15 protein-coding genes and 1 pseudogene are annotated in these 14,886 nt (G+C 61.3%); 3 read left to right on the top strand and 13 right to left on the bottom strand.

Features of this window, described 5'->3' with window-relative positions; translation table 11 throughout:
* Positions 1-16 precede the first annotated feature (16 nt).
* The 3 genes and pseudogenes from P8L30_12755 to P8L30_12765 all read right to left on the bottom strand — a co-directional run bounded on the left by P8L30_12755 (position 17) and on the right by P8L30_12765 (position 3,938).
* On the bottom strand, positions 17-1,204 hold the full coding sequence (locus P8L30_12755; GenBank protein MDG2241065.1) for a threonine synthase: 1,188 nt from the start codon (positions 1,202-1,204) through the stop codon (positions 17-19).
* Entirely contained in the window at positions 1,204-3,216 is a 2,013-nt protein-coding gene (locus P8L30_12760) for an ABC transporter permease subunit (protein MDG2241066.1), read from the bottom strand. Before P8L30_12760 ends, P8L30_12755 begins: the two co-directional genes overlap by 1 nt.
* Before the next feature lie 221 nt (positions 3,217-3,437).
* Positions 3,438-3,938 (bottom strand): annotated as a pseudogene (locus P8L30_12765) (ATP-binding cassette domain-containing protein).
* 81 nt (positions 3,939-4,019) lie between these two features.
* Between P8L30_12765 and P8L30_12770 the strand changes: the two are divergent.
* Genes P8L30_12770 through P8L30_12780 form a run of 3 tightly spaced genes read left to right on the top strand, consistent with a single transcriptional unit; the run spans position 4,020 to position 6,546 of the window.
* Positions 4,020-4,601, top strand: coding sequence for a sigma-70 family RNA polymerase sigma factor (locus P8L30_12770; protein ID MDG2241067.1), 582 nt, complete (start codon positions 4,020-4,022; stop codon positions 4,599-4,601).
* Positions 4,589-5,263 (top strand): hypothetical protein, encoded by a 675-nt coding sequence (locus tag P8L30_12775; GenBank protein ID MDG2241068.1) that lies wholly within the window; start codon positions 4,589-4,591, stop codon positions 5,261-5,263. Before P8L30_12770 ends, P8L30_12775 begins: the two co-directional genes overlap by 13 nt.
* Positions 5,264-5,265: 2 nt before the next feature.
* On the top strand, positions 5,266-6,546 hold the full coding sequence (locus tag P8L30_12780) for a PDZ domain-containing protein (protein MDG2241069.1): 1,281 nt from the start codon (positions 5,266-5,268) through the stop codon (positions 6,544-6,546).
* Here P8L30_12780 and P8L30_12785 read toward each other — a convergent pair whose 3' ends face one another.
* The 10 genes from P8L30_12785 to P8L30_12830 all read right to left on the bottom strand — a co-directional run bounded on the left by P8L30_12785 (position 6,547) and on the right by P8L30_12830 (position 14,880).
* A complete protein-coding gene (locus P8L30_12785) occupies positions 6,547-7,806 on the bottom strand; it encodes an ABC transporter permease (protein MDG2241070.1) in 1,260 nt (419 codons plus the stop codon). It abuts the gene before it with no gap.
* A complete protein-coding gene (locus P8L30_12790) occupies positions 7,769-9,298 on the bottom strand; it encodes an efflux RND transporter periplasmic adaptor subunit (GenBank protein ID MDG2241071.1) in 1,530 nt (509 codons plus the stop codon). Before P8L30_12790 ends, P8L30_12785 begins: the two co-directional genes overlap by 38 nt.
* Positions 9,295-10,002 carry an ABC transporter ATP-binding protein gene (locus P8L30_12795; GenBank protein MDG2241072.1) on the bottom strand — a complete coding sequence of 236 codons (708 nt, stop codon included), beginning with the start codon at positions 10,000-10,002 and terminating at the stop codon, positions 9,295-9,297. The genes P8L30_12790 and P8L30_12795 overlap by 4 nt, the downstream gene beginning before the upstream one ends.
* Entirely contained in the window at positions 9,999-11,309 is a 1,311-nt protein-coding gene (locus P8L30_12800; GenBank protein ID MDG2241073.1) for a TolC family protein, read from the bottom strand. Before P8L30_12800 ends, P8L30_12795 begins: the two co-directional genes overlap by 4 nt.
* Positions 11,310-11,315: 6 nt before the next feature.
* Positions 11,316-11,714: a hypothetical protein gene (locus P8L30_12805; GenBank protein ID MDG2241074.1), complete on the bottom strand. Its 399-nt coding sequence runs from the start codon at positions 11,712-11,714 to the stop codon at positions 11,316-11,318.
* A 26-nt stretch (positions 11,715-11,740) separates the two neighbouring features.
* On the bottom strand, positions 11,741-12,154 hold the full coding sequence (locus P8L30_12810) for a hypothetical protein (protein ID MDG2241075.1): 414 nt from the start codon (positions 12,152-12,154) through the stop codon (positions 11,741-11,743).
* Entirely contained in the window at positions 12,151-12,735 is a 585-nt protein-coding gene (locus tag P8L30_12815; GenBank protein ID MDG2241076.1) for a sigma-70 family RNA polymerase sigma factor, read from the bottom strand. The genes P8L30_12810 and P8L30_12815 overlap by 4 nt, the downstream gene beginning before the upstream one ends.
* Before the next feature lie 164 nt (positions 12,736-12,899).
* A complete protein-coding gene (locus P8L30_12820; protein MDG2241077.1) occupies positions 12,900-13,361 on the bottom strand; it encodes a hypothetical protein in 462 nt (153 codons plus the stop codon).
* On the bottom strand, positions 13,358-13,780 hold the full coding sequence (locus P8L30_12825) for a 6-carboxytetrahydropterin synthase (GenBank protein MDG2241078.1): 423 nt from the start codon (positions 13,778-13,780) through the stop codon (positions 13,358-13,360). Before P8L30_12825 ends, P8L30_12820 begins: the two co-directional genes overlap by 4 nt.
* Before the next feature lie 518 nt (positions 13,781-14,298).
* Positions 14,299-14,880, bottom strand: a complete 582-nt coding sequence (locus P8L30_12830; GenBank protein MDG2241079.1) for an HNH endonuclease — start codon at positions 14,878-14,880, stop codon at positions 14,299-14,301.
* Positions 14,881-14,886: the final 6 nt, after the last annotated feature.

The raw sequence follows: 14,886 nt of genomic DNA on the forward strand, positions 1-14,886 counted from the left end.
CAGAAGAAGTATCGAATCAGTCGATGGGCTGGTTCCCGACGTACTTGAGGCCGCTGCCTGTGTTGAAGAGAACGACCTCATCATCTGCAGAGATCAGGCCCTTCTCCATCAGCATGGGGACGGCCGCTGCAGTCGCGCCACCCTCAGGCGCCGCAAAGATACCGGTGTCCTTGCCCAGGAAAGTGACCCACTCAGCCATGAGGTGATCAGGAACAGCGACGGCACCACCGCCGCTCTCCCTCAGCGCGCGCAGAATCAAGAAATCTCCCACAGCTCCCGGAACGCGCAGGCCGGAGGCGTACGTCGCGGCACCTTCCCAGGTCTCCGCGTGCTCCGCACCTGATTCCCAAGCCCGGACCATAGGCGCGCAGCCCGCGGCCTGGACCGTGAACATCTTGGGACGCTCGGAACCGATCCACCCCATCTGTTCCATCTCGTCGAACGCCTTCCACATCCCAATGAGGCCAGTCCCACCGCCAGTGGGATAGATGATCGAATCAGGGAGACGGCGGCCGAGTTGTTCAAACAACTCGTACCCCATCGTCTTCTTTCCCTCGACGCGATATGGCTCTTTGAGGGTGGACAGGTCGAACCAGCCGTGCTCTTCGGCACCCTGCTTCACGATCTTCCCGCAATCACTGATCAGGCCATCGATCATCTGGAGATCGGCTCCGAAGGCCCTCATCTCTTCCAGGATCGGTGTCGGGGTATCGTTCGGCACGACAACGTGCACCGGCAATCCAGCTGCGGCGCCATATGCCGCGGCGGCGCTTCCAGCATTTCCTGCGGAGGGCAGCGCAAGCTCTTCGGCGCCGAGTTCGAGGGCGCGGGATACCGCCAGGCACAAACCGCGGTCTTTGAACGAACCGGTCGGGTTCAGGCCTTCGTTCTTCACCCAGAGCTTCTGCACCCCCAAGCGATCAGCGGTTCGCGGCGCATCGGTGAGCGGCGTCCAGCCCTCACCCAGCTTCACCTGTGCCGATCGGTCTCGTACAGGGAGGACTTCCTCGTAACGCCAGAGATCAGCGTCCCGGCACGCCACGGCGTCCGGGGTAAAACGGTCCTTGATAGCGTCCAAATCATAGCGCGCAAAGAGCGGCTTCCCCACCGTCGAAAGTCCAATGAGCTGCTCACTTTCGACCTGCTCTCCAGTACCCATGCACTCGAGGTGGGTCGCGCCGGGCAACTGATTCGAATCCGCCATCATCTCTCACTTTGGTTGGTAGAGGTGTTCAGCACACGAACACCGGAATAGAGTGCGATCGCCGCTAGCGGGATCAGCCAGAGCGGTGGGGGAGCCTCGGGGTCCGAAAACACCTCACGCAAGCTGGGTGACGACGCCAAAACGACGATCGAGCCGTTGTTGAGCGCGTGCATCAGCATCCCGATCCAGATCGACCCGGAGCGCCACACGGCCCACGCGATCACGATACCTAAGGAAGCAGTCGGTAGGAACCGGATCGCAGTCTCGAACGAAAGATGAAACGCCCCGAATACGCCACCGTTGAGGAGAATAAAGCGCCAGGGCTCCAGTTTCTTGGTCGCCCCGAGCAGCACCCCACGAAATACCACCTCTTCGCAGATCGCCGGCGTCACAGCCAGAACCAGGAGCAACCACAGGAGACGACCTGTGGTCTCCGCGGTGACGAGTTCTTCAAGACCCTCCAAAATTTCCCACGGAATGGGCAAGACAAAACTCTGCAGCCACCCGATCACCCAGGCCATCGGGGTGGCGCCGGCAATGAGAAGGAGCGCCCCCAGCAGGGCTCGCCGAGAAGGGCCATGAAGTGACAACGTCTCTCGCACACTGAACCCCGCGACCCGTACAAAGAGCAATGCTGGCACAAGCAGCAGAAGCCACTCGGCGGCCAGGAGTCCCGGTTCTCCAAACCGGTATTGCAGCTGAAAGCCGCCGTAGAAATAGAGAAGTGCCACAAACGCGACGAAGCCAAGGCCCTGTTCAGGACTTGGGACGCCGCTCCCATTGGATCGTTCGCGGAGCTTCTCAACCCAACCTCTCTTCGAGTCCACGTCGGCATCGTCTACGCTGCCGAACAACACGCGCTCGTTCCCAAAGGCCCGTGCAGCGAACAGCAGCCCGCCTGCCGCGTAGAGTCCAGTAGAGCCCAGCACAAGCGCACCCGTGACGAAGGTTGCGTCGCCCGTCATCAAGTCTCGAAAGAAGAACGACACGCCCGCGACAGGTACCAGAGCCATGAACGGTCCCAACTCCATACCTGAAAAAACAGGGAGCATGGCCGGGATCAGGACGAGCATGTATACCGGGGTCAGCACGTTCTGGGCTTCCTTGAACGAGGACGACCGCACTGCGATACCGAGGAACAGCGCACCAAAGAAGACCGCGAGGGGCACCAATGTCAGAAAGATCACGACAATCGACCCGAATGGGATCGACACCTCCAACCCGCTCACTCCCGTAAACTGCAGAATGCCGGTCTGAAACGTGAGAATCATGCTCCCGAGGTTGAGCCCTGCCGCCACCACCCCGATGAGGGCTACCGTGACGAACTTCCCAATGACCACGGCTGAAGAAGGTACGGGCGCGGTCAGCAGTGTTTCCAGTGTGCCGCGCTCCTTCTCTCCGGCGGCCAGATCGATGGCCGGATAGAAGGCTCCGAGTAGCGTGAACACGACCAGTAGCAGGGGGAGGATTCGGCCTAGCGTGGAGCCTCCGACTTCCGCAGGACGCGCAATGGAGGAATCGGATACAGACACCGGATGAGCCAAGGACAGCGGTAACTCAGCATCCTGCAGGCGCTCGGCCAAAAGAGAGTCTCCCCACTCTGCAACCACGCCAGCAAGTTGACTCCGACCCCTCCGTGATCGATCGGACGCGGCATCAAATACCAAGGTCACATCTCGAGTGCCATCGGCCCTCGGCACGGGTCCGATGAGCGCGACAGCAGTGACAGAATCACTGTGGATGGCCTCCTCTGGCGGGCCGTCGACGTCCACAACGCTGAGTCCTTCGGCCGCATCGAGCATTCGCAACAATTGCGGAGGGGCATTTCCGACCACCGCCACCGCCGCACCATCAGATTCGAGGTTACGCATGCCGAACAAGAGCACCTGTTCGCTGACGATGAGTAGCACTGGATAGAGCAACACCGGGACCACAATCATCATGGTCATGGTGCGGCGATCTCGGAACGTCTCGCGCAGTTCCTTCTTGCAGACAATCCACCACGGGCTCATGACGGAGCCTCCCTGACCAGTTCTAGGAAGGCGAGCGAGAGACTGGCGGCTCCGGTCTGTGCCACGAGATCCGCTGGCCGGCCCTCGGCCACGAGTCGGCCCTGCCGCAACACGCCGACGCGGTCCGCGAGCAACTCGACTTCGTCCATTTGATGCGTCGAGAAGAGAACCGCCTTTCCACGCTCGCGTTCTCGAGTGATGAAGTCGTAGATCATCTCACCGCTCAAGACGTCGAGCCCCAGCGTTGGCTCATCTAGAATCAAAGCCATGGGATCGTGTACGAGCGCACGTGCCAAAGACACACGCTGCCTTTGACCGGTGGAGAGGCGTCCACAGAGCCGATCCTCGAAGTCCCCGATCCCGAACAAGTCGACCAGTTCATCGACGCGTCGACCGAGCGCGTCCCGGCCCATCCCGTGGAGACGCCCGAAATACTCAACCATCTCGCGCGCGGTCAGACGCTCATAGAGTCCCATGGACGCTGCAAGGAAAGCCATCTGCCTGCGAGCCTCGATCGGATCTTGGACCACATCAAAGCCAAACACGGAGGCCGAACCACTGTTTGGACCCAACAGCGTGGCGAGGCAGCGCAGCGCCGTGGTCTTCCCCGCCCCATTTGGTCCGAGGAGGGCATACACCTCCCCGGGGGCGACCTGGCAAGTCAGTCCGTCGACCGCCGTGAGGGGGCCGTAGCACTTCGTGAGCGCGTCCACTCGAATCATGGCAGAGATACTGGACGGCACATACAAGATCGACAACCGTAGAAGCAACCCCGAAGCGACGTCGCCACATCGAAGGAGCACATGGAAAACATCTCTGCGGGAATGTCAGAGCGCCGGCTGATCATGCTGGCCGCCGATGGTGAAGCCCGCGCGATCCGGACCTTATACGACCGGTACGCGCCGCGGGTCTATGCCGTGGTGCGCCGAATCGCCGGCGACGACGATCTCGCTCAAGATTATGCGCAGGAGGCCTGGATCCGAGCGATCCGCGCTCTGCCGACGTTTAGGGGAGACGCTCGCTTTTCAACGTGGCTGCACAGAATCGCCGTGAACTCGGCGCTGCAGGCGCTCAGGAAATCTGAGACACGACGGAAACGGGAAGCACCGATCCCCGACCAAGTGCCCGTGGCTCCCCGGGGCGGCGACGCACTTTTGCAGAAGCATCTGGAGAGAGCACTGGATGTGCTGCCAGAAGGAATGCGGCGCGTCCTCATTCTCCACGATGTGGAGGGATATACACATGAAGAGATCGGAGACACCCTCGGGGTGACCTCCGGGACATCGAAGTCACAACTGTTCAAGGCACGGGCGAAAATGCGTGATCTACTTTCGAGCTTGAGCGGTGCATCGCAGGAACACGGAGCAGAAGCATGGAGCATCTAACTGCCGAGACATTGGCCGGACTGGTAAATGAAGTCGCCCAGCCGGAGGAAGCAGCCCACCTAGCCGAGTGCCAAGTGTGCCGCGCCAAACTCGATGACTATCGGGAACAAACTGAAGCGCTCGGCAACCTTCCCGAGATCGTGCCTCCGCACGGCGATTGGGGCGTCCTCGAGGCACGATTGCGCTCAGAGGGTCTCGTTAAGACACCTGGGGCATTCGAGAAACTCGGCCTCGCTCAGACGCCCGCGTGGATGAAGGTCGCCGCTGCGGTGATGCTCTACTTGGGAGGCACAGGCACCGGCGTAGTCCTGGCGCATAACGACAAGCCCCAGGCCTTGGGTGAAATGGCGATGATGTCAGACCCCACGATGTTCGCCAACTCGGCGACTGTGGACGACGCAGCGTCAGCGGTTCGAATCGCGGAGCAGTACTACGTCAGCGCATTGGCGCGGTACCGCGAACTCATGTTGACGGAATCAGGCGGACAGCCTGGTGTCGACCAGATGAGTAAATACGCAGCCTTGGAGCATCTCGCAGCCGCGAGCCAAGCAGCACTGCGACAGGCGCCAGGAGACCCTTACTTCAATGGCCTCCTTGCGTCGGTCCTCGGAGAGCGGGAGGCGACCGCGAGAATGGTCTCCCGTAAGGACAACTGGTTCTAACCATGATCCGCACCCTTTTGAGACTCGGCGCGCTCGCGCTGCTGGCGGCTCCCTTCCCCGTCCTGGCACAAGGCGTGTCGTCTTCGCGGGGGTGGATCGGCATTTCCTTCGTGGTCGAGGCCGAAGGCACTCCCAGTGGGATACGAACCATCGTGCGTATCGACTCCGTAAACAATGGAAGCCCAGCTCAAGCCGCAGGACTCCGCGCTGGTGATCATCTGGTGAAGGTCAACCACATCGCGGGACCCGATTCTCTGATGAACTTGGTCGAATACCTTCACTTGGATCCTGGCGACCCAGTGTCGTTGGTCGTTGTCCGCGACGGCCGCCAACGGGAGCTGATGCTGTATGCCGCGGATCGCGGCGGGCGGGCGGGCGCGGCGCGTACCTTCACCTTGAGTTTCCCCCCGGATTCGATGGTCGAGACGATGTCTCGCGCCATGGACTCGCTGCGTATCCGCTTGGTAGAGGCGAATGGCGATGTGCGCGTCATCAAGCGGGGCGGCACGAGCAACATCCGCTCGGTCGGGCCTGCCACACAGGTCCGAGTCGAAGCTCAATTGGCGGACGCCGCGCCACGCACGGAGCGACTTCGTTCGATCGATGAGTTCGCGAACGAGTGGATCGGCAGAGAAGTACAAGCTCCGTTTGGATTCGGCCTATTCAGAAGTGAGGCGAACGACTCGCTGGAAGGGGAGATGCATGATCTCAATCGCCTCTACCGAGAGTTGCGGGCCCGAGAAGGTGAGCGGCTCCGGCAGATCATGGGCGCTCAAGGAGGCATGCTCCGAGTTGTGGACCAAAACGATCCCGTTCTCAGGGACGTGCGGGTGACGCTGGGTGAGCTGGCTAACGAAGGCCGTCGGCTGCGGAAGGCGATGGACAACGCCGCTCGCCAGAACGGGAACGCGGTCTACGTCCGTTCAGCTCCGAGGGTGACGGGGTTCATACCCGACGGCACAGAGCCCCCGCAGGGAGCATTCAGTCCGCTGGCTCCTTACCTACTGGGTGAGAACCGGGCGGCAGGCGCGGAGATGATGGATATCAACTCCGACTTGGCAGAAGCGCTCCAGGTGGAAAGTGGCGTCCTGGTCCTCGAAGTACCTGACGGGACGCCGGCCGGTCTCGCAGGCATCAAGGCCGGAGACGTGATCATCCGGATCGACCAGGTCTTGGTGCGCTCTGTGGACGACCTCCGCGTTGGGCTTTCCAGGGCGAGCGCTGAAACACCGGTGACGCTGATTCGCCGCGGTACAAGCCGGCAAGTTCTTCTGCGCCGCTGACTACTCGTAGCGCAAAGCGTCGATCGGATCCAGAATCGCAGCTCGCCGCGCCGGCCACATGCCGAAAAACAGGCCAATCGCCGCGCTGAACCCGATGGCCACAGCGACGGCCTCAGGCGCGACAACGGTTTCCCACTCAGCCACACGAGTCATGACCTCAGCGGCCCCGTAGCCAACGGCAACTCCGATGAGCCCGCCCATTACACACAGGAAGAGCGCTTCAACGAGGAACTGCGTCATAATGGCGCGGCGTGTCGCCCCCAGAGCCTTTCGGACGCCGATCTCGCGCGTCCTCTCGGTCACGGATACGAGCATGATGTTCATAATGCCGATGCCGCCCACCAGGAGGCTGACACCCGCAATGCCGGCGAGCAGCAACCCGAACGTCTCGTTCGTTTCGTTGAACGTCGCCAGTAAGTCTGCCGAGTTACGGATGTTGAAGTCGGCGTCGGCTCCTGGCCGGATACGGTGCTCCCGGCGCATCACGCGATCGATCTCGCCAAAGGCCTGATCGAGCTGTTCCGTCGTCTCTGTGGAGGCGTAAATCGCATTTAAGCGGTCCCGCCCCCCCATGACCCGGTATTGAGCCGTGGACTGCGGAATAAAGATTTGATCATCCGGACGGAAGAAGGCCGCATCACCCTTTTCCGTTAGCACCCCGACGACCTCGAAGGGAATCCCCCTGACTTGAATGGTCTGCCCGATCATGACTTCAGCCGGTGTCTCACCCAACTGGTTCGGGACGTTGAATCCGAGCACGGCGACTCTGCGACGCCCGTTGACCTCGCCTTGGTTGAAGAAACGTCCCGCAGAGAGCTCCATATCGTAGATATCGAAGTACTCAGGCCAGGCGCCCGTCACCGTGTTGTTCGCGTTCCAGCGCAGATAGGTGATCTGCATGCGCGAACCTAGCTCCGGGGAGACCGTTAATAGGCCCCGAGTCGCATCGCGGAGCGCCTCCGCGTCCTCGATGCGCATGTTCGCGTCACCACGTGACACCCCGAAGGAGAACTGCTGACCCGGCCGAATCGTGAGCACCGTGGTGCCCATGCGGTTGATCTGCTCTTCGACGCGTTGCTGGGCGCCCTCACCGAGCGCGACCATCGTGATTACCGCAGCAACACCGATCACGATGCCCAGCGTGGTGAGAATGGACCGCAGGATGTTCGCCCGTACGGCGCCCATTGCTACCAGGATGATCTCGAAGATTAGCATGATGCCTTTATCGACCCCGACCGCCGCCAAACGGCGAGCCGCCACCCATACGCTCACGCATTCGGTTGAGGAACTCGGTCTGCTGAGCCATGAGCTGAGCCGCACCGACCACCACGAGCGTCTCGCCCTCTTCAACACCACTCACGATCTGGGTCCTGTCCCAGTCGTTTAGACCAATCTGGACGAGGCGAGGCTCGGGGATGCTGTCTGCACTTAAGATGAACACCACCGCCGGAAGAGACTGGCGTGGTGGTGCCCCGCCATCAGCCGTCGAAGCTCCACCTCGGCCACCCCGGCCGCCGAAGCCTCCGCTGCCTGCGAGTGATGCCATGACGGCACGCATAGAGTCCTGGGTGATCTCACCCGCGTCGACCTTGGCGCGTAGGTTCTGTAGCTGCGCCATGACCCCCTCCTGGGCTCCACCTTCCGCGCCGGCAGTAGCAGCCGCATTCGCCGCCGGAGCCGCCACCTCACGAGGCGCGCTCGCCGGCGCCGCGTCTCCGCCGCGCTGACCACCACCACGCGCGCCACCGAAGCGACCACGGCCCGCGCTCATGAACTGGGTCAAATCCAACTCTTCGAGATCGAGTCCGAGCGCCATCGCGGCCGGGCCCACATCCGTCGTTTGTACGATGGCGTTGTTGGGCACGAGGACAACGTTGCGCGCTTCATCCACAAAGACTTCGACCTCCGCGTTCATCCCGGGCTTCAGCAAGCCCGCGCGGTTGTCGAGGCTCACGATCACGGGGAACATGGTGACGTTCTGCACGACCTCGGCCTGGGGCTCAATCTTATCCACGAGCCCACGGAAGGTGCGGTCCGGAAAAGCCTCGACGTTCACGTTGGCCTCCATTCCTGGCTTGAGGGCGCCCATGTCGGTCTCATCGACGAGCGTCCGGACCTGCATTTCAGCGAGGTTCGCCATAATGAAGAGCGTCGTGCCGCCGGACACATTCCCAGAAGCGGACTGAATCACGGCGCCTTCTTCGACGTTCTTCTGGAGGATCGTGCCCGCCATGGGCGCACGGATTCGGACGTCGTTCAGCTGCAACTCCGCCAAGACGAAGTTCGTCTGCGCTCTGACCAGGCTGGCCTGAGAGTTCGCGAACTCGAGCCTGGCGCTCTCATGCTCTTGAGGCGTGATCACCTGAGCCGCGAGGAGTTGATCCGACCGTTCGAGCTGTGCCTGACCGATCTCCATTCTGGCTTCTGCTACCGCCAGGTCCGCCTCCATTTGGTCGAATCGATTCTGCACGTCGCGAGGATCTACGTCCGCCAACAGCGCCCCCGGTTCGACCACATCACCGATATCGACCATGAGTCGTTGAATCTCGCCAGAAGCCTTCGACTTCACCTCGACTTCACGAACGGGTTCCACCGTACCCGTTGCCTCAGCGCTGATGATGAGGTCACCGACCGTCACCTCCTCCAACTGGAGCGCGCTGCGCGTGTCCTCGGCCGCTTCCCCTTCCGTGCAGGAAGACACCCCGACGGCCACGAGGGCTGCGAGAGCCAGTCGGCTCAATTTCTGCTTCATACCAGGGTCTCCGCGGGCTCATTCATGAAGTCCTGCTCCACGAACCCATCTTTTAGGTGTACCTGCCGCTTCGCGTGCTCTGCGATGTCGTGCTCGTGTGTTACGATGACGATCGTCTGACCGGCTTTATTAAGCTCCCCGAGCTGCCGCATGATGTCCGCACTCGTGACCGAGTCGAGGTTTCCAGTCGGTTCGTCCGCGAGTAGTAGCGCCGGGTTGTTCACCAGCGCACGCGCAACCGCCACTCGCTGACGCTGACCACCAGACATCTCAGGCGGACGGTGATCCATCCGATCACCCAACCCGACCAGCTCCAGCTTTTCTACGGCACGGCGGCGGCGCTCTTTGGCCCCCACACCCGCGTAGATCAGAGGCAGCTCGACGTTGTGAAGCGCCGTCGCACGAGGGAGCAGGTTGAACGTCTGGAAGACAAAACCGATTTCACGGTTCCGTACCCTCGCTAGCTGATCATCAGTCAGGTCGCTGACTTTCTGCCCGTTCAGCCAATAGTCGCCTGTGGTAGGTGTGTCGAGACATCCGATCATGTTCATGAACGTCGACTTGCCACTGCCCGAAGGGCCCATAATAGCTACGAATTCACCCTTTTCGATCGTGAGGTCAACGCTCCGACAGGCCTTCACGGTTTCGGCACCGAGGACGTAGTGCTTCGTCAGGCCCTCGGTCTTGATGATCAATTCGCTCACATCTCCCTCCCCAGTATGGCCGACAGTGCTGCCCTGGCCAGCAAGTAGTCATATCGTGACGTCACGACGTCGATGTTCGCCTGATCCGCAGCTGTCTGACTGATGATCATGTCGAAACTCGTCGCCGCCCCCACTTCGAAACGGGCCCGTACGACCCGCAGATCTTCCGCCGCGACCGCAGCCGCTTCCAAAGCGATCTGAATGGCGGCCTCAGCCGTGCGTAGGTCCTGCAGCGCAGCATCAGCCTCTTGGCGCGCAGCAAGACGCGCGTCCTCCTCTTGCAGCGAGGCCACGCGCAACGAGAACTGAGCTCGATCGACCGTCGACTCCCTCTGGAAGCCGTTCCAGATCGGGTACGACATGTTCAGCCCGAGACTCCAGCTCGTGGACCCTCCCGTGAGCGATCGAATCTGATTATTCCAGTTGTACCCAGTGGACATCGAGATGGTCGGCAGGTACGCGCTTTTTGAGACCGTCACCTCGCTTGCCGCCGCCCGGCGAAAATAGTCCGCTGCGACAACGGCGGGCGACGCCGCCTCGGCGAGCTGCATGATCTCTTCCTCGGTCATCCCCAACGGCGTGGGATCGAGACCGTCCGGTCGGACAGGCTGAACCGGCGCCGCCTCACCGACTTGGCGACCCAGAGCAAAACGCGACGCTCTGAGCGCCGTCTCACCTTGCAAAACCGCTTGTCGCGCATTCACGAGGTCCAGCCGAGCACGCAGCGAATCAGATATCGTCGCTCGTCCCACCTGTGCGCGTGCTCTGACGATGTCCAAGTTCTGCTGAGCCTGCTCGACGCGTTGATTCGACACATCGAGGAGGTCTGCCTGCCGCAGCGCGGTGAAGAAGAGATTCTTCGTCTGGAGTGTCACGGCATAAAGCTGCGCCTCACGCCTGGCGACCGCGGCTTCCATGTTGGCGTCGGTCTGGTCCAGCTCAAGGAAACGTGAGCCTCCTCGGAACAGGTCCACCCGAGCCGACAAACCCGCACTGTACGAATCAGAGCTCCCGGGGATGATCTGACCGGTGTTCGGGTCCAGCACGTTTGCGCTACGAAGAGAGCCCGACGTGTTCCCAGACAGGGTCGGGATAAATGCAGCCCATGCCGACCTGCGGGCTAAAGCCGCATTGTCTACCGACTGGTCCTGCTGGAGCATCTGTGGGCTGCGAGCGAGCGCCTTGTCCACAGCCTCGTCGAGGGTGACCCCCTGTTGGGCGGACGCCGGCAGGGGCGCGAGGGCTACGACACCTTCGAGCACACAGATACAGAAGCAGGCCCTAATGACCTGCGAAATGTCTTTCATTGGGTGTTAATCTCGGTCGTTTTTCCGCTCGGAGCGCTTGCGATCCCGCTCCTCGAAAAGTTCTTGATATTGAGCGGCCTGCTCGGGCGAAAAGACACCCATGATGGTCTCACGTGTGTCACTTACGAGCGCCTGGTACCGGGGATTGTAGGCGCCGCGGAATTCATCGTGCAGCTCATCCATCTGTGCACGATACTCCAGAACGATCGAATCAATCAGAGCACTCTGCTCGGCATCGGGTCCGACCTGTTCATACATCGGAGTACGCCGGCGTGGCGTCTCCTCTTCTGGTCGCTCCGCCGCCACGACCGAGCTGTCCGTTGGCGACGCAGACAGTGTGCCGTCCACCGCTACGCCGAGCATGATGCCAGCGCCAAATACGACCACGAGTACCGCCGCTGTCATCAACCGAGTGCGAGATCCATGTTCCATTAGAAGATCTCCGAAGCAAATGCCACCGCGGACTCAGTATCGTCCTCACCCAGCGTAACCGGGATGGTCTCACCCTCTACGTCGCTGGTCAGCAGCTCCTCAACGCTCACAACCTGTTGGCGGTCGTTGGCAGGGGCCCTCACCAGCATGAACCCTGCGATGGCTGCCGCGGCGACCGCTGTGGGAACCAGAGTCCGCGCCCAAGATGACATGACGTCTCCCATGGTGAGTTCCGCCATCAAGCGTCGCCGGGCCAACTCACCCGCTGAACTCGTGACAACCCATTCGCGGAAACGCATCCAGTAGTTCGGATCCGGCTGGGCTGGGTCCAAGACCGCGAGGGCAGTCGCCAGCTCGATATCACGACCAATGGCTTCCGTCTTGTCCGACATCTCGTCTATTCTCTCGCTCATTGAACTTTCCTCTCTGACTCGGCCGCACCGGGCATCGTTCCCAATGCATTCCTCAACGCTTTTCTCGCGAAATGGAGGTGCGATCTGACAGTGCCCGACGGCAACTCCAACCTCTCCGCGATCTCGCGGTGTTTCCAACCTTCCACATCGTGCAACATCACAATCTGCTGCTGTACCTCAGGGAGAGCCGCGAGGGCTGCTTTCAGCATATCCCTCAACTCAATCGTCTCGGCAATCCGATCCGGTGTTGGCACCTTGGATCGGATCCCCGGTGGTAGTTGATCGGTCTCCCTCAACGACTCCCGACGCACCAGGTTGCGTGCGCGGTTTCGAACGATGGTCATCAACCACCCTGCGAAGCGCTCAGGCTTCCTGCACTCGTCTAGTCTTTTCAACGCAACCATGAACGCTTCTTGGGCCGCGTCTTCAGCATCCTCATGTCGCCCGGTGACACTCAGCGCGACCGCGTAGGCCGCTCTCTGATATCGTTCCACGAGAAGCGAGAAGGCGAGTTCTTCGCCTTTCCGCGCCCTGTGGACGAGTTCGCCGTCACCCGGCGCTTCGGTTGCTGTTAATGACACTGAAGGTTCACAACGTGTTGAGGGGGTCCAACTGGCAAGCCTGAAATCTAAGAGAGCGAACCCCCTGCGGCACCTTGAATGGCTCCACCTAGACCCATACGGATTCCGCCCGATATTGATTCGTTAGATCAGAAAGCCGTGAGTATGGAGATTCGTTCCTAGAACTAGGAGCCCCGCCGCGGGTTCTTCCCCGCTCGAGCACGCCCATCGGAGAAAAATTTCCGAGGCCGCTTATCCGACAGCGGCGGACGACTCTCCGAAAACGCCGACAGAAGACGGTCCTCCGAGAAGTCTGACAAGTGCTGCCCCACGACCATAGCCTCGCGCTCCTGAACCGCCTCGACGCCCTCCACCTTCGCGGACGAAAACAAAAGCAGTATCAACGGTGCCGCGCCGACCGCCGCCCCACCGGAACGACCCGTAGCACGTACCGTCCATTCGATACCCTCAACAATGAGAGACAATTCCGCTACATCCGACTCAGGTGGCCGCTCATGCGCATCCTGAGCGGCCTGTCGTACGGGCATCGGCTTGCCCCGGTCGCCTCCTCCCTTGTCGGCCGTGTGCGGCGGCGCCGGCCGAGCTGACTTGGCCGGGGGTAGAGACGTCGGGCCCTTGTCACTCATGGGGACTCTTCCGCGGGGTACTGTGACCCGACCGTTGGGCTCTCAAAAAGAGCGACCCGGACGAGTCGGGCGGGTGGAGAGATCCGGGACTCCAGGTGCATGTACGCCCATCGGGCAAGCGACTCAGTCGTCGGCACCAACGAGCCTGAAGCAACTTCTGGGATCAAGACATTGAGATCGCCACCATCCCAGCCCTCTGTCATATCACCGACGATTCGGTCCACCGCCGACAGGTCGACGGAGAATCCGGTATCCGGATCGATGGGACCTACGGTATGAACTTCGAGCATCCAGTCATGTTCGTGGATGTCCATTTGGGCGCCAAATACCGATCGGTTCCGTTCAGTCGACCAATCTGCACGCCCGTACCGATGACTCGCGGAAAAGTGCCAGCGTCGAATGAACCGTGCATCGGACATAAACTGTGATCGACTCCCAGGTTGCCGGGGGCCCCTCTACGGCCCCGTATGATATGGAACACTAACTCTTGATTTGCCCCGGCCGAATGGTTCCGGGGGCTTTTGTCGGAGCACCATGTCCAATTCCGCCCCACCGACGCAGGCCAAGCACGAGTACACCCAGCTGTTACGCCTGCATGAACCCCTTCTGACTCAGATGCAGGCAGCGCGCGAGGAGCCATCGGCTCTCGGGACCGTCGAAGAAACGATCCGGGCGCTGAAGCTCTCCGAATCTGAGATTAAAAGGAGCAGTGCTCCACGAACCGGCGAGCGAATTCGAAGTTGAAGGCGTATCCAAAATGCCGGCGTACCTTCAGCGCTTTCTCGGGGAACGCGCGGCTCAGCCTGGCTTCTCGTATGACGTGATGCAGGCCGCAGAGCGCGGGTGGGTGGCCCTCTACCCCTCACGGGACCGTAGGAGGATACGGCCAAGTTCTACGGCAGACCGTGCGCCTGGCTAGAGGACGAGGACTCGAACCCTAGGCCCCGATCTGAGTCGGAGCGTCCGTTTCCTTCTGCGAAACGGCCACCAGCGTGTCCTCCCCGTAGAAGAGCTGGATGTATTTGGACTGACTCTGGGTAACACGCCGAACGACCCAAACGAGTTGAACGTAGTTCGGCTCTCTCGGGACCGTCAGCAGTGAGAGCCCGGCCTCTCTAGGAAGGTGACTCCCCTTCCGGTTATTACACGGCGAGCAACTGGTGACCACGTTGTCCCATGTGTTCCCTCCGCCGCGCGACTGGGGGAGGATGTGGTCTCGCGTCAGGAACTGCCGGCCCCTTAACTCGTGCCGATGTCTCCCGCAGTACTGACAGGTGTAGTCGTCCCGAGCGAACAAAAAGGTGTTCGTGACCTGCCGGCGGAAGCGATGCGGCACGTGCACGTAGCGCACCAGACGGATCACGGTCGGAAACGGCACGACCCGCCGTTCGGAGCGGAACACCCGGCTCCCGTCCTCTTCGAGGACCTCCGCCTTCCCATCGAGCACGAGCCGCACTGCACGGCGCGGTGGCACGATCGTCAGCGGCTCGAACGATGCGTTGAGCGCTAGGCAATCCACAGCCCC

Source organism: Longimicrobiales bacterium (genome assembly GCA_029245345.1).
Lineage (GTDB): Bacteria > Gemmatimonadota > Gemmatimonadetes > Longimicrobiales > Gaopeijiaceae > CALFPJ01.